The following is a 16,953-nucleotide window of genomic DNA, read 5'->3' as shown; positions in this document are numbered from 1 at the left end:
CTCAGGACACTAGAGCGGGCAGATCAGCACCGCGTGGGTCGCGATCCGGTGGTAGCCGAGCCACTCGTTGACGGCGAGCATCGGCGTGTTGCCGTCGTAGTTGGCCGTGTACGCGCCCCGCACGCCGGCGTCGGCGGCGCGCTGCAGGGCGGCCGCCTTCACCAGCTTGGCGAGGCCGCGGCCGCGGTACTCCGGCAGCGTCGACGTCATCTTCGACCAGATCATCGTGTGGTCGCCGAGGCTCAGCGTGAACGCCACGATCTCGTCGCGGTACGTCGCCGCCACGCTCAGGTCGAGCACCGTGTCCTCGGACCGCCACACCGCGGCGAGCCACTCGTCGTACGGCCGAGCGGAGATCTTCGCGTCCCCGGGCTTGGTGCGCTGGGCAACGACGTCGACGGCGTACAGCGCCTCTGGCCGTACCTCGGTGAGCGTGACGAGTTTTACGGCGGACGGCGGCTCGGGCTGGTCGTGCGCGTGCCGCGGATCGATGCCGGCGTACACCACCCGCCGCGTCTGCCGGTACCCGAACTGCGCGGCCCACTCGACCGACGACGGATCCGCGAACACCCGGGCAGTCGTCGCGCCCGCCGCCCGCAGGTTCGCGTGCGTTGCCGCCAGCAACTGCGTACCGATCCCCCGGCGGCGGTGCTCCGGCCGGACGAGCAGCCGTAGCTCGCCGGCCGACGGATCCGACCCGCCGATCAGGTCGGTCGTTGCCCACCCCACCAGTTCCCCGCCGTCGAAGGCCGCGAACGTCGCCCTTCCCGGCTCGGCAGGCCGCGCGAGCCGCCGGGTCAACATGCCCCGAGTGGTCACCAGGTAAGGCACCAGCGTGTCGTGCAGCGCCAGCCCCTGATCGACGTCTCCCGCGGCCGCCGCCCTGATCTCCATCCGAAACTCCTTGGGCACTCCAACAACCAAGTACCCGGAATCTAACGTCCTTTCAGGTGCAGACCGGAAGGAAACCGATTACAGCTCTGTCTCAGAGGGTTCGAGAAAGAGCCTCGCGCCGGTGACGTCGAACGTCGTCCGGAACCGATCGAGGTAGTCGGCCCCGACCAGCCCGTCGTGAATGATCTCCTGGAACTGCACCTTCGGCGCCTGCTGCACCGTCTCCGGAGCCGCCGCGAGATACACGCCGCCGGCAACCGTCGCCCAGTACCGCGTCCACTCGTACCCGGTCTCGTCGACCCCGGTCCGCGTCGTCACCTCCGAGCCGCTCAGATCAACCTCACAGTCCACGGCAAACCGCGTGTCCAGGATGAGGCTCCCCGATCCGGTGTCGACCTCGACGGTGATCTCCCGCCCGCTCGGCAGCACGAGTTGTACGAACGGGTCGACCGACACCGCCTCCCGTCGTACGTCGAGCGGAATCGCCACCCCGCCGCCCCGGAACTCCTCACGAGGCTGCACCGTCAGCGTCATCGCGGCCGGATCCGTGGTGACCGTGTGACCCTCGAAGTACGCCGGCCCGAGGATCCCCCCGAACAGGTCCACGTCGCCGAGGTCCGCGACTCCGGCCAGGTGCCCATCGACCACGTACCCACCGAACCCGATCCGCGGCACCCGCACCAGCGGCACTTCGACCGCCTGACCGGACATCCGCCGGCCGGTGTACGTCTCGCCGGTTGCGACAGCGCCCACCTGCTCGGCGACCACGGAGGACAGCACGGTGATCCCGATCCCGGTGTCGACCAGGAACCGGTGCGGTGTGTCGCCGACGGTCACCGGTGCTCGGACGAGGTGCTCCACCCGGTCGAACGCGACGGTCGTCATGGCTCAGCTCGCCAGCGACCGCAGCAGACCCAGCTCGGTTTGCACGCGGTGGTAGCCGAGCCAGTTGTTGACGGCAAGCATCGGAGCGTTGCTGTCGTCGTTCGACGTGTACGCCGACGTGATGCCGGCCGCGGCCGCCTTCCGCAGCGCGACCGACTTGACGAGCTTCGCGAGCCCCTTCCCGCGGTACGCCGGGACCGTGCCGGTCATGCCCGACCACATCCGGTCGACCGCGGTCTCGACGACCGTGAACGCCGCCACCTCGTCGCCGGCCATCGCAGCGACACTGAGCGACCTGTCCAGCGACGGGCTGTCCCAGATCTCCTCGACCCATCGGTCGTACTCGACCGCGTCCAGCGGTGAGTCGCTCGGCTCGTCCAGCGAGGCGATCGTGTCGGCCTCGTACACCGCGCGCGGGTCCACCGCGTCCAGCGACACCAGCTCGATCCCGTCCGGCGTCGGCGGCTGCTCCGGCAGCCCGGTCAGCTCCAGCCCGGCGTAGTGCATCTGCCGCGTCCCGTCGTACCCGAGGTTGCGCGCGAACTCGAGCCCCTCGGGCTGGACGAACGAGCGCACCCGGACCGCGCCGACCTCGGTCAGATGCTGATGCAGCCGCCCGGCGAGCTCGCTGCCGATGCCCTGCTTGCGATGCTCCGGGTGCACGTAGATGGCCAGCTCGGACTGCCCGGGCTCACTCGTCCACACGTTCAGGCCGGCCGACGCCCAGGCAACGATCTCGCCGTCGCGCTCGGCGACCAGCGGAAGGAACCGCTCGCCCGGTGACTGCACGGTCAGCATGTGCCGGACGGCCGCGGGCGACATCGCCTTGTACGGCGCCACCACCCGACGTACCGCCGCTACCGCCTCCGCGTCGTCTGCCACGGCCTGCCGTACCACCGCCCGAGTCCTCATGTTCCCGGACCCTAACCAGCGCGCCGTACGCACGCCACGCATTAAGAGACGTGATCGCGCGAGTCCCGTGATTCGGCTGTGGGGAGAACTCGTACTAAAGTGGCGCGGTGCTGTCGGACTGAATGCCCCGACCGCCGGAAGTGCCATCGTGGTTGCACGCGACGGGGTCACCGGCGGCGGGGCGTCCGCATCTCAGCCGTACGTCGCCACCGCGGCCCGTGCCAACTCCAGCATCCGGCCCCTCAGGTCCTCCGGCTCCAGCACCTCCAGATCACCCGCGAACCCGAGCAGTACGCCGCACGCCGCCTCCCGGACCCGGAAGTGCAACCGCAGATGCGGCCACTCGTCGTCGGACGGCACCTCGCGCGGCACCTCCCCCTTCGCCAGCATCGGCGCACTGATCCGCCGGATCAGCTCGACCCTGCCCGGCCGGACCCGGACCAGTACGTCGACGCCGACCGGCGCCTGTCGCTCCAGCCCGGACCGCAACCGCTCCCACTCCGCCCGCACGTCGAGCCCGTCGGGCCGCTCCGCTGCCTCGTCCAGAAGGCCGGCCTCCTCGACCCGCGACACCCTGTACATCCGGGCGGCCCCGCGGTGCGCGGCCACGAGGTACCAGCGTCCCGCCTGCTCCACCAGACCCCACGGGTCGACCGTTCGTTGCTGCACGCCCTCACTGGCCGACGCGTACCGCAATCGCACCCGGCGGCGCTTCACGACTGCTTGCCGTAGTACCGGCAGAGCGCCGGTGTCCTCGGCGTCCGCGAACCACCGGCGCCGGTCGACCACGATCGCCCCGGAGAGCGCGTCCGCGTCGTCCTGCAGCTCTACCGGCAGTGTCGCGGACAGCTTGCCCATCGCGGAGTGCAGCGCGTCCTGCAGTCCTAGTTCCTCCGACAGCGCAGCGCGGCCGGACCACGCGAACAACGCCTGCGCCTCCCGCGGAGTGAGCTCACTGACATCGGCCCGGTACCCCGGCAGCAACACACAGCCCCCGTTACGCCCCCGCTCGGAGTACACGGGCACACCGGCCGCGGACAACGCCTCCATGTCCCGCATCACCGTCCGCGAGGACACCTCCAGCCGCTCCGCCAGCTCGCGCGCGCTCAACCGCTCGTGCCGCTGTAACAAGAGGATGATCTGCAACAACCGGTCCGCCCGCATGTCCCAACAATATGGGACAGAGGATGTCGTATATACCCTGCGACGCTCTCTTCATGACCGTCATCGACAACGATCCCCGCCCGCTGTTCGTCCGCGCCCTCGACCAGACGCAGCAGCTCGTCACCACCACCGACCCCGAACACCTCGCGCTACCGACGCCCTGCGACGAGTACGACGTCCGTACCCTGCTCGGCCATCTGGTCTCGGTCGTCGCCCGGATCAACCTCGCGCTGAACGGCGGCGACCCGCTGACCATCCCCGTCATCGCCACGGACGTCGACGACGTACCGACGGCCTGGAAGGTACGCCGCGCCGCACTCGACGAGACGCTCGCCGACGACACAGTCCTCGGCCGGATCTGCAAGCTGCCGTGGGGGACCCTGCCGGGTGCTGCCGCGATCGCCGGCTACACAGGCGAACTCACGACGCACTCCTGGGACCTGGCCAAGGCCACTGGCCGGGTGAGCGAACTGGACGACGACCTGGCGACCCAGGTGCTGCCGATGGTCCGGCAGTTCATTCCGGCCGACCAGCGCGGCGGCCACGTCCCGTTCGGCGCGGTGGTGCCAGTGGCCGACGACGCGTCGCCGTACGACCAACTGGCCGCCTGGCAGGGTCGTCAGCCCTAGACGATCCCGCCGTTCAGCGTGAGGCCGCCGTCGATCGTGATCGTCTGGCCGGTGATCCAGGACGCCTCGTCGGACAGCAGGAACCACACCAACGACGCAACGTCCTCCGGCCGGCCCAGACGACCCAACGGGTACGCCGCCGCGACCTTGTCCTCACGCCCTTCGTAAAGCGCTCCGGCGAACTTGGTTTTGACGACCGCCGGAGCCACTGCGTTCACCCGGATCCCGGGAGCCAACTCCATCGCCAGCTCCTGCGTGACCCGGGACAGCATCGCCTTGGTCGCGCCGTACCACCCGATGCCGGGCGAAGGCGCCAGACCGGCCACCGAGGACAGGTTCACGACGGCGCCGCCGTGTGAACCCATCCAGGCGTCGCGGCACGCTTTGACCCAAGCGATCGCAGCCAGCACGTTGGTGTCGACCATCTTGGCCGCAACCGCCTGGTCCACGTCCAGGAGCTTCCCGTAGATCGGGTTGATGCCGGTGTTGTTCACCAGCAGATCCACCGAGCCGTACGTCGCCACCGCAGCAGCGACGACCGCCCCGCGATGCGAAGCGTCTGCAGCATTGCCCGCGATCGCAAGCGCGTGCTCACGACCGCCCAGGCTCTGCACAGCCTCGTCGAGCGTCTCCTGGGTCCGCCCGGTGATGACGACGCGCGCGCCGTCGGCCACCAGACGCTGAGCGACCGCCAGCCCGATCCCGCGCGAGGCTCCGGTGACGATCGCTGTCCGGCCCTGCATCAGCTGAGGCGCTCGAGCACGATCGCCATACCCTGCCCGCCGCCGACGCACATCGTCTCGAGGCCGAACTGCTTGTCCTCGAACTGCAGGCCGTTCACCAGCGTGGTCATGATCCGCGCACCGGTCGACCCGAACGGGTGGCCGAGCGCGATCGCGCCGCCGTGCACGTTCAGCTTGTCCTCGTCGATGCCGAGCTCGCGCGCCGATCCGATCACCTGGACCGCGAACGCCTCGTTGATCTCGACCAGGTCGATGTCGTTGATGCTCATCCCGGCCCGCGCCAGCGCCTGCTTCGACGCCTCCACCGGACCCAGGCCCATGATCTCCGGCGACAGACCGCTGACACCCGTCGACACGATCCGCGCCAGCGGCGTCAGCCCGAGCTCCCGCGCCTTGGTGTCGCTCATGATCACCACGGCCGCCGCGCCGTCGTTCAGCGGGCAGCAGTTGCCGGCGGTCACCGTGCCGTCGGGCCGGAACACCGGCTGCAGCTGGCTGACCTTCTCCAGCGTCGTACCGGCCCGCGGCCCGTCGTCCTTGCTCACCACTGTCCCGTCCGGCAGCGTCACCGGCGCGATCTCGCGCTCGAAGAACCCGTTGCCGATCGCCTTCTCGGCCAGGTTCTGCGAGCGGACGCCGAAGACGTCCTGGTCGGCACGGCTGATCCCGCGCAGCGTCGCGACGTTCTCCGCGGTCTGCCCCATCGCGATGTAGATGTCCGGGAGCTGCCCGTCCTGCCGCGGGTCGTGCCAGGTGTCGTTGGTCTCGGCGTACTTCTCGGTCCGTGCCACCGCGTCGGTGAACAGCGGGTTGAACGAGCTCGGGTCCCCGACCCCGGCCGACCCGAAGTTCTTGTACCGCGAGACGCACTCGACACCGGCGCTGACGAAGATGTCGCCCTCGCCGGCCTTGATCGCGTGGTACGCCATCCGCGCGGTCTGCGTCGAAGACGCACAGAACCGGTTCACCGTGGTGGCCGGCGTGTTGTCCCAGCCCAGCTGCACCGCGACCCGGCGGGCCATGTTGCCGCCGTGCTCGTCGTGCGGTTCCGCACACCCGAGCATCAGGTCCTCGACCTGGTCGCCGGTCAGGCCGATCTTCTCGGTCGCCGCCTTGATCATCTGCACGGCCAGGTCGTCCGGCCGGATCGTGGTCAGCGAACCCTTGTTCGCGCGGCCGATCGGCGAGCGTGCCGTCGAGACGATGACTGCTTCAGGCATTTCCCGGATCCCTTTCTACAGGCCCAGATCGCGGCCGATGAGTTCCTTCATGATCTCGTTCGAGCCGGCCCAGATCTTCGTCACCCGGGCGTCGCGCCAGGCGCGGGCCACCCGGTACTCGTTCATGTACCCGTACCCGCCGTGCAACTGCACGCACGCGTCCAGGATCTCGTTCTGCACGTGGGCGCTCCACCACTTCGTCTTCGCGGCGTCGACCGCGGACAGCCGGTCCTCGTCGTGCGCCACGATCGCGTTGTCGACGTACGCCTGGGTCACCTCGGCCTTGGTGACCAGCTCGGCGACCAGGAACTTGTTGTACTGGAACGAGCCGACCGGCTGGCCGAACGCCTTGCGCTGCTTGATGTAGTCGATCGTCTCGGCGAGGATCTGGGTGGCGTGCGCGATGTTCGACACCGCGGCGCCGATCCGCTCCTGCGCGAGCCGCTCCATCATATGGATGAAGCCGCGGTCCACCTCGCCGAGGACGTTGTCATCGGCAACGAAGACGTCCTCGAAGAAGAGCTCCGACGTACCGGACTCGGTCTGGCCGACCTTGTCCAGCTTGCGGCCGCGGGCGAACCCGGCCATCCCCTCCTCGACCACGAACAGCGTGATGCCCTTCGCACCCTTGGACGGGTCGGTGCGGGCGGCGACGATGACCAGGTCGGCCATGTCGCCGTTGGTGATGAAGGTCTTCGACCCGTTCAGCACCCAGCCGCCGTCGGCCTTCTTCGCGGACGTCTTCAGCGCGGCCAGGTCCGACCCGCCGGACGGCTCGGTCATCCCGATCGCGGCGACGTACTCGCCGGAGCAGAACTTGGGCAGCCAGCGCTGCTTCTGCTCCTCGGTGCCGAGGTCCACGAAGTACGGCGCGGCACAGTCGTAGTGGATGCCGAAACAGCTCGACAGCGACGCGGAGACCTTTGACACCTCCTCTGCGAACACCGCGTTGAACCGGTAGTCGCCGACGCTCGAACCGCCGTACTCCTCCGGCACGTCCAGGCCGAGGAAGCCCTGCTTGCCGGCCTCCAGCCAGACGGCGCGATCGATCGTCTTCTCTTCGAGGAACTGCTCCATCCGCGGCACCAGTGAGCGGTCGCAGTACTCCTTCGCACTGGCGCGGAATGCGTGGTGGTCCTCGTTGAAGATGACGCGCTCCATGTGGCCTCCCCAAGGCGTGAGACGAGTAGCTAAGCGCTTGCTTAGCTTCACGCGTTTGGTGCAAGGTGTCAACGTGTCCGCAGTCACCGACCCCCTGGTCTGGGAGCACGTCCAGCCCGCCGCAGCGCGGCGCCTGCTGACCGGCGCCGTCGATGCGTTCGCCGAGCGCGGCTTCGAGGCGACGACGACCCGCGACATCGCATCCCGCGCGGGCATGAGCCCCGCCGCCCTGTACGTCCACTACCCGTCCAAGGAACGCCTGCTCTTCGAGATCAGCTTGTACGGCCACAACGCGGCCCTGGAGGTCCTGCGCTCCGCCGACACCGGCGCGACCCCCGCCGACCGCCTCCGGTCGCTCGTCGCCGCATTCACGGCCTGGCACGCCCGGCACCACACCATCGCCCGCGTGGTGCAGTACGAGTTGGCCGCCCTCTCCCCCGAACACCTGGCCGAGGTCGCGACGATCCGCCGCGCCATCTCGAGCCAGATCGAGCAGGTGCTCGCCGACGGCGTCCAGGCGGGCGAGTTCGCCGTCAGCGACCTGCCGGGCACCACACTGGCCGTACTGTCGCTGTCGATCGACGTCGCCCGCTGGTACACCCCCCACCGCGGCGACCCGGCCGCGCTCGGCCAGCTGTACGCCGACCTCGCCCACCGGATGGTCCAGGCATGACAGAACCCCCGCACCACACGGCGCGGGGGTTCTGTGCGAGAGATCAGGCCTGCAGAGCAGCCTGGACGTCAAGGTGGATGTCCACCTTGTCGCCGATCAGCAGCTTGCCGCCCTCCAGCGGGACGTTGAAGTCGATGCCCCACTCCTTGCGGCTGATCGACGCGGAGGCCTCGAAACCGATGATGGTCTGGCCGTAGGCGTTCTGGTCGACACCGAGGAACTCGACCGCGAACTCGATCGGCTTGGTGACGTCCTTGATGGTCAGGTCGCCGGCGAGCACGTAGTCGTCGCCCTCGGCCTTGATGGCGGTGCTGACGAAAGTCATCTTCGGGCTCTTCTCGGCGTCGAAGAAGTCGCCGGAGCGCAGGTGCCCGTCGCGCTGCGCGTTGCGGGTGTGCACGGAGGCCAGCTCGACGGCGACGTTCGCCACGGAGTCCTCGATCGTGTCCTTGACGACGATCTCGCCGCTGAAGTCCTCGAACGTTCCGCGGACCTTGGTCATCAGGTGCCGGACGGTGAAGCCGATCTCGGTGTGCGCGGTGTCGATGGCGTAGGTACCCGCAGCCAGGCCGGGGATCGTGCTGGTCAGGGTGCCGGTGGTGGTGTCGCTCATGGGGTCCTCTCGGGGAATGTGGTGCCACTGGTCGGGGGCGACGCAGCCTGGTCCAATAGTTAAAACTTCAACCGATGACTACGACAGTAGGCAGTAACAGTTTAAATGTCAACCACATTCCCGGTACACTGTTCTCGTGACGATGGAGACTGAGATGGACCGGGGGACTCGGTGGCTCGACGCCGAGCAGCAGCTGGCGTGGCGTGCCTACCTGTTGGGGACCGCACGCCTGATGGCGAAGCTCGACGACGACCTTCGTCAGTTCGGACTGGGGATCAACGACTACGAGATCCTCGTCCGGCTCTCCGAGGCGCCCGACCGGCGGCTCCGGATGGCCGACCTGGCGGACCGGCTGCACCAGAGCCGGTCGCGCCTGACCCACACCGTCGGCCGCCTCGAGTCCGCCGAACTGGTCCGCCGCACGTCGTGCACGAGCGACAAGCGCGGTGTCTGGGCCGAGTTGACCGACGCCGGATTCGCCCTGCTCGAGCAGGCCGCGCCGTACCACGTGCAAGGCGTCCGGGAGAACCTGGTCGACCTCGCCAGCCCCGAGGACTTCGTCGCCGTCGGCCGGGTCTTCGACGCCGTCTCGGAGCACATCGGCCAGCGCTGACCGCTTGTCACCTGCCGGTCGGGGCCGGGCTGATCTCCAGCACCGCCTCGTCCCGGCCGGCACCGCGGTAGGTCAGCATCGAATCGCGCATCCGCCGCTTCAACGGCGGTACGTGATTCACCGTGCGCATCGCCGTACGCATGCCCGCCAGCGCCAGCCGGCCGATCACCGGCTTGTGCGCCGGGTCGTCCGCGGTCATCTGGGCGCGCGACTTGATCACGGCGTCGAACCCGTACTCGATCATCTTCGTCTCGTACTCCCGCACAGCCGCGAGCAGTTCGCGGCGGCCGTCGCGTACGTCGATCAGCGCGCGGCAGAGGTTCACGGCGTCGCGGAGCGCGGTGTTCGCGCCGACCCCGCGTCCGGGTGTCATCGTGTGAATCGCGTCACCGATCAGCGTGACGTTCGTACTCTCCCAGGGCTCCAGCGGGACCGACGTCCAGATGTTCACCGGGAAGCACGTGCCCCGATCGGTGAGCTCGAACAGCCGGCGCAGGTTCGGATGCCAGTCTGGCGTCAGGTCGAGCGCGACCTTGACCAGCTCCTCGCCGGTCAGCTCCATGATGTTGGCGGGCAGCTTGTCCCGGGTCGCCGACAGGCCCCAGTTGATGTAGTCGCGGGTGTTGTCGAACTGCAGGCCCGGCCAGCGCCGGATCAGCTCCTCGGTATTGCCGCCGATCCCGTGCTTCACACGACCGTCGCGGTCCCACTGGAACTCCATCACGTGGATGATGCAGAACAGCCCGCGCGGTGCGTTGATCATCGAGATGCCCTCGAACACCTTCGGCGACACCAACTTCGCGCTCTCGTCGGTGATCGGCAGCTTGCCGGCGATCGCCACGATTCCGGTCTCCTCGGTCCTCGCCTGCGGCAGGTACTGCCGACGCACCCGGGATCCTGATCCGTCCGCGGCGACCAGCAGGTCCCCGGTGGCCTCGGTCCCGTCGGCGAAGTACGCCGTCACGTGGTCGTCGTACTGCTCGAAGCGGGTGAACTCCTTGCCGAACTCGACCACGTCCTCGAGGCCCGTCAGCAGCACCTGGCGAAGCGTCATCCGGCTGATCGACTTCTCGCTCTCGACCGGGTCCGTCGACGGCGGAACCTCCATCGACAAGACCTCCTTGAAGTCCTCGGTCAGCATGTTGAAGTACCTCGGGTCGCGCGCCTTCGTGGCGACGAACGTGTCGTACAACTCCGGCGGCAGCAGCGAATGCAGCGCCCGGCTGCCGTCCGGGTCGATCCCGACCCGATAGCCGTGCAGGCCGTCGGTGCGCAGCGCGTCGCGCTCGAACACCGCCACCTCGATCCCGGCCCGCAACAGACCGTGCGCCAGCGCGAGCCCGCCGGTCCCGCCGCCGATTACCAGTACCTTCATGTTCTCTCGTCCCTTCGAGTATCTTGGTAACCCGAGTATCTTGGAGTCCCGAGAGAAATGCAAGCCCTATGCTGAGGCGGACCATGACCAGTTCCCGCGAAGAGCTCACCGGCGAGATCCAGCAGCGCATGATCCGGCTGATCGCCGAGGTCGTGCTGGTCAATCACGCGATCTCGGCGAAGGTCGGGCTCGGCGCGAGCGACTCCCAGTTCATGACCCTGCTGCAGACGTACGGGCCGTTGACGCCGCGGCAACTCACCGAGCACACCGGTCTGACGTCCGGCACCGTCACCGGCGTCATCGACCGGCTCGAGGCGCACGGCTTCGTCACCCGCCAACCCGATCCGGCGGACCGCCGCAAGGTCGTCGTCACGCCGTCGCTGGAGGCGATCAACGAGCGGCTCGCTCCGCTGTACGCCGACCAGGGCAACCGGCTGGCCGGCGTCCTGGCGACGCGCACCGTCGAGGAACTCGAGACCATCGCCGCGTTCCTGCACGACTCGGTCACTGAAGCCAGGAGCTAAAGCGATTGAGGGCGCCGCCCTCCTCCGGAACCCTGCTGGACGTGACCGAACTCCATCAGGACGGCCGCGCCGGTATCGACGCTGCGCTCGTCCGGCGACTGATCGCACAACAGTTCCCGCAGTGGGCCGACCTGCCCGTGACGCCGGTCGCGGTAGACGGCTGGGACAACCGGACGTACCGGCTAGGTCCGGAACTCACCGCCCGCCTCCCGACGGCCAAGTCGTATGTCGCCGCCGTCGACAAGGAACACACCTGGCTCCCCCGCCTCGCTCCGGAACTACCGGTCGAGATCCCGGAGGCCGTGGCCAAAGGCGAACCCGGCCTGGGTTATCCACATCCCTGGGCGGTCAGGCGCTGGATCTCGGGTGAAACCGCGTCGGCCCGCACCGTGCACGACCTCGACGAGTTCGCCCGCTCGGTCGCGGCCTTCGTCCTCGCGCTGCAGAGCGTCGACGCCACCGGCGGACCGCTCGCCGGCGCGCACAGCTTCTACCGGGGCGCGTCGCTGGAGCACTACCACGACGAGACGGTCGAGGCCCTGGCCGTGCTGAAGGGCCGGGTCGACACCGACCTCTGTCGCGAGGTGTGGGACGCCGCACTCTCCGCCTCCTGGGACGGGCCGCCGGTGTGGTTCCACGGCGACATCGCCGGCGGCAACCTCCTGGTCCGCGACGGCCGGCTGTCCGCGGTCATCGACTTCGGTACGTCGGGTGTCGGCGATCCCGCCTGCGACCTGGTGATCGCGTACACCTTTTTCACCGGCCGGTCCCGCGCGATCTTCCGCGACGCAGTAGCCCAGGACGACGCGACGTGGGCGCGCGCCCACGGGTGGGCACTCTGGAAAGCGCTCATCACCTACGACACGTCCGCTGCGAGTCGTCAGGTGCTCGACGAAGTCCTCACCGATCACCAAGCAGACGCATAACCCCGGGGGGACAGTTCTCAGGTATTCATCCGGCGGGTCAGATCAGCGACGCAACACCGTCGTACTCGCCGACCGGTGCGGCGCCGACGGCCTCGTACTCGAGCAGCAGCAGACCGCCCGGGGTCGCCTCGTGCTGCGTGAGCCGCAGCCCTGCGGTCTCCCCCGAGCCATCGAACAACCGCCGCCCGGCACCGACCACGGTCGGCGCCACCACCAGCCGCACCCCGTCGATCAACCCGGCCCCGAAGAGTGCCTGCCCAAGCCGGCCGCTCCCGTGCACCTGCAGCTCAGACCCCGGCCGCCCCTTCAGCTCCGCAACGGCCCCCAGGGACCTCAGAACGGTCACCGGCCCCCAACCGCCCTCACCTAGCGAGGTACTGACGACGTACTTGGGTAGTGAATTCATCAACTCGGTGAAGGGATCGTCCGGATCGGTGATCGCCGGCCAGTCCCGGGCGAACGCCTCATAGGTCCGCCGCCCCAGCACCAGGCCGTCCGCCGACCGCAGCCACTCGGCAGCCCGCCGTACGAACACCTCGTCCATGTACGGCACCAACCACCCGCCCCGCGTGAACCCGTCACTCGTGTCCTCGGTCGGCGAACCCGGCCCCTGATACACCCCGTCCAGCGTGACGAACTCCGTGAGTACCAGCTTCATGCCTCGACCACCGCCGCGAGCTGCTTGGTCACGGCGCCCCAGCCGTCAGCGAATCCGAGCTCCTCGTGCAACCCCCGCGCCGCCGCCGATCCGTGCCGCGCGATGATCCGGTACTGCGTTCCTTCCGCGTGATCGGCAAGGAGCACCTCGGCCGTCACCGCGATCGGCTGCGGATCCGCGGGACGCCAGGTGCTGTCGATGGCGTTCGTGAACACCAGCCGCTCGAGCTCTTCCACCACCAGGAAGCTCGCATCGAGATGCGGCTCGAACGCCCTACCGTCCTCGCTCAGTTCGGTCACCATCGCGCCGCCCGGGCGCAACTCGAGGCGCCGTACCCGGCAGATCGCGGGCGCCGGCACCCACCACTGCGCGAACCGCTCCGGATCGCTCCACGCTCTCCAGACCTTGGCCCGCGGCGCCCGAATGACTCGTTCCACGACCAGGTCCAACTCCGGATCGAACTCTGCCTTCACCCGTCCTCCTCGGTCTCTTCGGTCTCTTCCGTGACGAAGCGCGCCAGCCGATCGGTACGCTCCTCCCAGATCCGCCGCTGCTCGGCCAGCCAGTCGTCGACGACGGCCAGCCGTTCCCGGTTCAGCACACAGGTCCGCACCCGGCCGGTCTTGACCGTGCGGATCAGTCCGTTGGACTCCAGCGTCCGGACGTGCTTCATGAACGACGGCAGCGTGATCGGATACTCGGCGGCGAGCTCCCCCACACTGGTCGGGCCGCGCCCTAGCCGCCGGATCACGCTCCGCCGGGTCGGGTCGGCCAACGCGACAAACACCCCGTCGACCTCATACTGTGCCATGAGGCTAAGTATTGCGTTCGCTCAATACTTAGCGCAAGGGCTAAGTGTTCGGGGCTGAAAAGACCCCGCCTCCGGTTGCTGGAGACGGGGTCCTTTGTGGCGCGCGTCAGTCGCGGGTGAGCTTGCGGTGCGTCACCCGGTGCGGGCGGGCCGCCTCCGGGCCGAGGCGCTCGAGCTTGTTCGCCTCGTAGGACGCGAAGTTGCCCTCGAACCAGAACCAGTTCGCCTCGTCCTCGTCGGTCCCTTCCCAGGCCAGGATGTGGGTCGCCACGCGATCCAGGAACCACCGGTCGTGGGACACGACCACCGCACAGCCCGGGAACTCCAGCAGCGCGTCCTCGAGCGACTGCAGGGTCTCGACATCCAGGTCGTTGGTCGGCTCGTCGAGGAGCAGCAGGTTGCCGCCCATCTTCAGCGTCAGCGCCAGGTTCAGCCGGTTCCGCTCACCGCCGGACAGTACGCCGGTCGGCTTCTGCTGGTCCGGGCCCTTGAACCCGAACGAGGCGACGTACGCCCGGCTCGGCATCTCGAAGTTCGCGACCTTGATGTGATCGAGGCCGTCGGACACCTGCTCCCACACGGTCTTCTTCGGGTCCAGGCCGCCGCGCGACTGGTCGACGTACGAGATCTTCACCGTCTCGCCGAGCTTCAGCGTGCCCGCGTCCGGCTGCTCCTCGCCGACGATCATCCGGAACAGCGTCGACTTGCCGACACCGTTCGGGCCGACCACACCGACGATGCCGGCCCGCGGCAGGCTGAAGCTCAGCCCGTCGATCAACTTGCGGTCGCCGAATCCCTTGACCAGCTTGGACACCTCGAGCACGGTGCTACCCAGGCGCGGACCGGCCGGGATGTTGATCTCGTCGATGTCCAGCTTCCGGGCCCGCTCGGCCTCGGCCGCGAGCTCCTCGTAGCGCGCCAACCGGGCCTTGCTCTTGGTCTGCCGGGCCTTCGCGTTCGACCGGACCCACTCGAGCTCGCGCTCCAGGATCTTCTGCCGCTTGGCGTCCTTCTGCCCCTCGACCACCAGCCGCTGCTGTTTGGTCTCGAGGTACTTCGAGTAGTTTCCCTCGTAGCCGTACGTCCGGCCGCGGTCGAGCTCGAGGATCCACTCGGCGACGTTGTCCAGGAAGTACCGGTCGTGGGTGATCGCCATCACGGCACCGGGGTACTTCTGCAGGTGCTGCTCCAGCCAGAGCACAGACTCGGCGTCCAGGTGGTTGGTGGGCTCGTCGAGCAGCAGCAGGTCGGGCTGCTGCAGCAGCAGCTTGCAGAGCGCGACTCGGCGGCGCTCACCACCGGAGAGGTTGTCGACGATCGCGTCCGGCGGCGGGCAGCGCAACGCGTCCATCGCCTGCTCGAGCTGGGCGTCGATGTCCCAGGCGTTGCGGTGGTCGAGCTCGGTCTGCAGATCGCCCATCTCGGCCAGCAGTGTGTCGTAGTCCGCGTCCGGATCGGCCAGCTCGGCGGAGATCTCGTTGAAGCGGTCGAGCTTCTGCTTGGTGTCGCCGACGCCTTCCTCGACGTTCTCCAGCACGGTCTTGCCCTCGGTCAGCGGCGGCTCCTGCAGCAGGATCCCGACCGTCGAGTCGTCGGCCAGCCGCGCCTCGCCGTTGTTCGGGTGCTCGAGGCCGGCCATGATCTTGAACAGCGAGGACTTGCCGGTGCCGTTCGGGCCGACCACGCCGATCTTCGCGCCGGTCAGGAAGTTCAGCGTGACGTTGTCGAGAACGACCTTGTCGCCGTACGCCTTCCGGACGTTGCGAAGCGTGTAGATGAATTCCGCCATACCCAGAGCCTATGTGCTGCGCCTACCCGTTTCCCAACCGGTTGTCCACAGCCGCCGACTTCACCCGCCCGCAGCGCCCGCGATCGGTGCACCTTCTCCGTCGACAACCCCAACGGAAGGCACCCATCATGAGCGTCGGTGACACCTACATCACGGTCGTCGGCAGGATCGGCAGCGAACCAGACTTCAAGGAGCTTCGGCAGACGCCTCAGGTCAGTTTCCGGCTCGCCTCGACCCCACGACAGTTCGAGAAGGCCCTCAACACCTACGTGGACAAGCCGACCACCTGGTACACGGTGGAATGCTGGCGAAGTCTGGCCCGCAACGTGTTCGACTCGATCGGGGTCGGCCATCCGGTCATCGTGACCGGTCGCCTCCGGACCCACGAGTGGACGGACGACTCCGGCGAGCAACGCAGTCGCGTCATTCTCGAGGCCTTCTCTCTCGGCCACGACCTCAGTCGCGGTACTGCGAGCTTCACCAAGAACGCGCCGCGCTCCGAATCGTTCGAGTCCGCTCCGCAGGCATCCGAGGCGACCGCCGCACCGTACCCGCCCGACGAGTTCACCACGACTCCGCTCCCGCTGTCCGCGGAACGCCCGGCGGCGGAGGCGGCATGACTATCTCACCGTTGACTTATATAAGTCCTGACCGGCATTCTGGGTGCCTACCCAGCAGCCCACCAGGAGAGGGAACCACCCGTGATCGACATCCTCGAGCACATCAACGCGGTCCAGCGCGAGGTCAGCCGCACCGGCGATGCCGTGACGGTGCTGATGCGCCGCACCTACCGAGCGGAGCCGGCGGAGGTCTGGGACGCGCTCACCGACCCGGAGCGGATGCGCCGCTGGTTCATGCCGGTGAGCGGCGACCTGACGGTCGGCGGTTCGTTCCAGCTGCAGGGCAACGCCGGCGGCGAGATCCTCGAGTGCGATCCTCCGAAACGCTTCAAGGTGACGTTCGGCGGGCCGAACAGCCTGCTCGAGCTGCGGCTCACCGCCGCGGCGGACTCCTCGACCGATCTCGAGCTCGAACACTCGATGGACGCGGCCCCGGCGCCCGGCGGCGCCGGCGCGCTCTGGGTAGGGCCGGGGTGGGACGGCGGCCTGCTGGGCCTCGCGCTCTACGTCACCGGCGAGCTGCCGCCGGACACGGACCCGACCGCGATGGCCAACTCCGCCGAGGTGATCAAGTACAACGAGCAATGCGTCCGCGCCTGGATCGAGGTCGTCCGCGCCTCGGGCACCACCACCGAGGAGGACCTCCTCAGCGCAGCCAAGATCTCGATGTCGCAGTTCGCCCCCGACGCCGAGCTCTGACTCTCCGGAGCGCGCGCCGCCTCAACCCCGGCGCGCGCCGTCGG

Annotated in this window: 20 protein-coding genes; 7 read left to right on the top strand and 13 right to left on the bottom strand. The window is 68.5% G+C overall.

What is annotated here, in order from left to right; all coding sequences use genetic code 11:
• Positions 1–9: 9 nt before the first annotated feature.
• The 4 genes from AB0M51_RS00255 to AB0M51_RS00240 all read right to left on the bottom strand — a co-directional run bounded on the left by AB0M51_RS00255 (position 10) and on the right by AB0M51_RS00240 (position 3,855).
• Complete coding sequence (locus tag AB0M51_RS00255; protein ID WP_363747477.1) at positions 10–894, bottom strand: GNAT family N-acetyltransferase; 885 nt, start codon at positions 892–894, stop codon at positions 10–12.
• A gap of 78 nt (positions 895–972) precedes the next feature.
• On the bottom strand, positions 973–1,779 hold the full coding sequence (locus AB0M51_RS00250; RefSeq protein WP_363747475.1) for a retropepsin-like aspartic protease: 807 nt from the start codon (positions 1,777–1,779) through the stop codon (positions 973–975).
• Between the two features lie 3 nt (positions 1,780–1,782).
• Positions 1,783–2,691 carry a GNAT family N-acetyltransferase gene (locus tag AB0M51_RS00245; protein ID WP_363747473.1) on the bottom strand — a complete coding sequence of 303 codons (909 nt, stop codon included), beginning with the start codon at positions 2,689–2,691 and terminating at the stop codon, positions 1,783–1,785.
• 192 nt (positions 2,692–2,883) lie between these two features.
• The gene (locus AB0M51_RS00240) at positions 2,884–3,855 is read right to left on the bottom strand and encodes a WYL domain-containing protein (RefSeq protein ID WP_363747471.1); all 972 of its coding nucleotides are present in this window, start codon (positions 3,853–3,855) and stop codon (positions 2,884–2,886) included.
• A 53-nt stretch (positions 3,856–3,908) separates the two neighbouring features.
• Here AB0M51_RS00240 and AB0M51_RS00235 point away from each other — a divergent pair, with 53 nt between their 5' ends.
• A complete protein-coding gene (locus AB0M51_RS00235) occupies positions 3,909–4,484 on the top strand; it encodes a TIGR03086 family metal-binding protein (protein ID WP_363747469.1) in 576 nt (191 codons plus the stop codon).
• Here the strand turns inward: AB0M51_RS00235 and AB0M51_RS00230 are convergent.
• Genes AB0M51_RS00230 through AB0M51_RS00220 form a run of 3 tightly spaced genes read right to left on the bottom strand, consistent with a single transcriptional unit; the run spans position 4,481 to position 7,608 of the window.
• Positions 4,481–5,227 (bottom strand): SDR family oxidoreductase, encoded by a 747-nt coding sequence (locus tag AB0M51_RS00230; RefSeq protein WP_363747467.1) that lies wholly within the window; start codon positions 5,225–5,227, stop codon positions 4,481–4,483. The genes AB0M51_RS00235 and AB0M51_RS00230 overlap by 4 nt on opposite strands.
• Entirely contained in the window at positions 5,227–6,447 is a 1,221-nt protein-coding gene (locus AB0M51_RS00225) for an acetyl-CoA C-acetyltransferase (RefSeq protein ID WP_344190566.1), read from the bottom strand. Before AB0M51_RS00225 ends, AB0M51_RS00230 begins: the two co-directional genes overlap by 1 nt.
• Positions 6,448–6,462: 15 nt before the next feature.
• Positions 6,463–7,608: an acyl-CoA dehydrogenase family protein gene (locus tag AB0M51_RS00220; RefSeq protein WP_344190568.1), complete on the bottom strand. Its 1,146-nt coding sequence runs from the start codon at positions 7,606–7,608 to the stop codon at positions 6,463–6,465.
• A gap of 73 nt (positions 7,609–7,681) precedes the next feature.
• On the opposite strand from AB0M51_RS00220, the gene AB0M51_RS00215 reads away from it, so the two are divergent.
• Positions 7,682–8,281 (top strand): TetR/AcrR family transcriptional regulator, encoded by a 600-nt coding sequence (locus AB0M51_RS00215; protein ID WP_363747464.1) that lies wholly within the window; start codon positions 7,682–7,684, stop codon positions 8,279–8,281.
• Positions 8,282–8,324: 43 nt separating this feature from the next.
• On the opposite strand, the gene AB0M51_RS00210 is transcribed toward AB0M51_RS00215, so the two are convergent.
• A complete protein-coding gene (locus AB0M51_RS00210) occupies positions 8,325–8,894 on the bottom strand; it encodes a YceI family protein (RefSeq protein ID WP_363747462.1) in 570 nt (189 codons plus the stop codon).
• A gap of 154 nt (positions 8,895–9,048) precedes the next feature.
• Between AB0M51_RS00210 and AB0M51_RS00205 the strand changes: the two genes are divergently transcribed.
• Positions 9,049–9,507, top strand: coding sequence for a MarR family transcriptional regulator (locus AB0M51_RS00205; RefSeq protein WP_344191223.1), 459 nt, complete (start codon positions 9,049–9,051; stop codon positions 9,505–9,507).
• A gap of 7 nt (positions 9,508–9,514) precedes the next feature.
• On the opposite strand, the gene AB0M51_RS00200 is transcribed toward AB0M51_RS00205, so the two are convergent.
• Complete coding sequence (locus AB0M51_RS00200) at positions 9,515–10,882, bottom strand: NAD(P)/FAD-dependent oxidoreductase (protein ID WP_363747460.1); 1,368 nt, start codon at positions 10,880–10,882, stop codon at positions 9,515–9,517.
• Positions 10,883–10,965: 83 nt separating this feature from the next.
• Here AB0M51_RS00200 and AB0M51_RS00195 point away from each other — a divergent pair, with 83 nt between their 5' ends.
• A complete protein-coding gene (locus AB0M51_RS00195) occupies positions 10,966–11,406 on the top strand; it encodes a MarR family transcriptional regulator (RefSeq protein ID WP_363747458.1) in 441 nt (146 codons plus the stop codon).
• A 41-nt stretch (positions 11,407–11,447) separates the two neighbouring features.
• The gene (locus AB0M51_RS00190) at positions 11,448–12,332 is read left to right on the top strand and encodes an aminoglycoside phosphotransferase family protein (RefSeq protein WP_363747456.1); all 885 of its coding nucleotides are present in this window, start codon (positions 11,448–11,450) and stop codon (positions 12,330–12,332) included.
• Positions 12,333–12,369: 37 nt separating this feature from the next.
• On the opposite strand, the gene AB0M51_RS00185 is transcribed toward AB0M51_RS00190, so the two are convergent.
• From AB0M51_RS00185 to ettA, 4 genes are all read right to left on the bottom strand, one after another.
• Positions 12,370–12,990 carry a dihydrofolate reductase family protein gene (locus AB0M51_RS00185; RefSeq protein ID WP_363747454.1) on the bottom strand — a complete coding sequence of 207 codons (621 nt, stop codon included), beginning with the start codon at positions 12,988–12,990 and terminating at the stop codon, positions 12,370–12,372.
• Positions 12,987–13,463 (bottom strand): SRPBCC domain-containing protein, encoded by a 477-nt coding sequence (locus tag AB0M51_RS00180; RefSeq protein WP_325036818.1) that lies wholly within the window; start codon positions 13,461–13,463, stop codon positions 12,987–12,989. Before AB0M51_RS00180 ends, AB0M51_RS00185 begins: the two co-directional genes overlap by 4 nt.
• Positions 13,460–13,801, bottom strand: coding sequence for a metalloregulator ArsR/SmtB family transcription factor (locus AB0M51_RS00175; protein WP_363747452.1), 342 nt, complete (start codon positions 13,799–13,801; stop codon positions 13,460–13,462). Before AB0M51_RS00175 ends, AB0M51_RS00180 begins: the two co-directional genes overlap by 4 nt.
• A gap of 106 nt (positions 13,802–13,907) precedes the next feature.
• Entirely contained in the window at positions 13,908–15,590 is a 1,683-nt protein-coding gene (gene ettA / locus AB0M51_RS00170; RefSeq protein ID WP_344190587.1) for an energy-dependent translational throttle protein EttA, read from the bottom strand.
• A gap of 128 nt (positions 15,591–15,718) precedes the next feature.
• On the opposite strand from ettA, the gene AB0M51_RS00165 reads away from it, so the two are divergent.
• The gene (locus AB0M51_RS00165) at positions 15,719–16,210 is read left to right on the top strand and encodes a single-stranded DNA-binding protein (protein ID WP_363747450.1); all 492 of its coding nucleotides are present in this window, start codon (positions 15,719–15,721) and stop codon (positions 16,208–16,210) included.
• 81 nt (positions 16,211–16,291) lie between these two features.
• On the top strand, positions 16,292–16,909 hold the full coding sequence (locus tag AB0M51_RS00160; RefSeq protein ID WP_363747448.1) for an SRPBCC family protein: 618 nt from the start codon (positions 16,292–16,294) through the stop codon (positions 16,907–16,909).
• The last annotated feature ends 44 nt before the right edge of the window (positions 16,910–16,953 follow it).

The organism is Kribbella sp. NPDC051137 (assembly GCF_040682535.1).
In the GTDB taxonomy this organism is placed as follows: domain Bacteria; phylum Actinomycetota; class Actinomycetes; order Propionibacteriales; family Kribbellaceae; genus Kribbella; species Kribbella karoonensis.
The sequence above is the reverse complement of the archived record's forward strand: the minus strand, read 5'-3'. Positions and strand labels throughout refer to the sequence as shown.

What these genes read in the sequence shown, in the direction of transcription:
- ettA (WP_344190587.1), bottom strand. Translation starts at nt 15,590, where the DNA reads ATGGCGGAATTCATCTACACGCTTCGCAACGTCCGGAAGGCGTACGGC.
- AB0M51_RS00255 (WP_363747477.1), bottom strand. Translation starts at nt 894, where the DNA reads ATGGAGATCAGGGCGGCGGCCGCGGGAGACGTCGATCAGGGGCTGGCG.
- AB0M51_RS00245 (WP_363747473.1), bottom strand. Translation starts at nt 2,691, where the DNA reads ATGAGGACTCGGGCGGTGGTACGGCAGGCCGTGGCAGACGACGCGGAG.
- AB0M51_RS00230 (WP_363747467.1), bottom strand. Translation starts at nt 5,227, where the DNA reads ATGCAGGGCCGGACAGCGATCGTCACCGGAGCCTCGCGCGGGATCGGG.
- AB0M51_RS00200 (WP_363747460.1), bottom strand. Translation starts at nt 10,882, where the DNA reads ATGAAGGTACTGGTAATCGGCGGCGGGACCGGCGGGCTCGCGCTGGCG.
- AB0M51_RS00235 (WP_363747469.1), top strand. Translation starts at nt 3,909, where the DNA reads ATGACCGTCATCGACAACGATCCCCGCCCGCTGTTCGTCCGCGCCCTC.
- AB0M51_RS00225 (WP_344190566.1), bottom strand. Translation starts at nt 6,447, where the DNA reads ATGCCTGAAGCAGTCATCGTCTCGACGGCACGCTCGCCGATCGGCCGC.
- AB0M51_RS00210 (WP_363747462.1), bottom strand. Translation starts at nt 8,894, where the DNA reads ATGAGCGACACCACCACCGGCACCCTGACCAGCACGATCCCCGGCCTG.
- AB0M51_RS00195 (WP_363747458.1), top strand. Translation starts at nt 10,966, where the DNA reads ATGACCAGTTCCCGCGAAGAGCTCACCGGCGAGATCCAGCAGCGCATG.
- AB0M51_RS00250 (WP_363747475.1), bottom strand. Translation starts at nt 1,779, where the DNA reads ATGACGACCGTCGCGTTCGACCGGGTGGAGCACCTCGTCCGAGCACCG.
- AB0M51_RS00175 (WP_363747452.1), bottom strand. Translation starts at nt 13,801, where the DNA reads ATGGCACAGTATGAGGTCGACGGGGTGTTTGTCGCGTTGGCCGACCCG.
- AB0M51_RS00240 (WP_363747471.1), bottom strand. Translation starts at nt 3,855, where the DNA reads ATGCGGGCGGACCGGTTGTTGCAGATCATCCTCTTGTTACAGCGGCAC.
- AB0M51_RS00220 (WP_344190568.1), bottom strand. Translation starts at nt 7,608, where the DNA reads ATGGAGCGCGTCATCTTCAACGAGGACCACCACGCATTCCGCGCCAGT.
- AB0M51_RS00205 (WP_344191223.1), top strand. Translation starts at nt 9,049, where the DNA reads ATGGACCGGGGGACTCGGTGGCTCGACGCCGAGCAGCAGCTGGCGTGG.
- AB0M51_RS00185 (WP_363747454.1), bottom strand. Translation starts at nt 12,990, where the DNA reads ATGAAGCTGGTACTCACGGAGTTCGTCACGCTGGACGGGGTGTATCAG.
- AB0M51_RS00165 (WP_363747450.1), top strand. Translation starts at nt 15,719, where the DNA reads ATGAGCGTCGGTGACACCTACATCACGGTCGTCGGCAGGATCGGCAGC.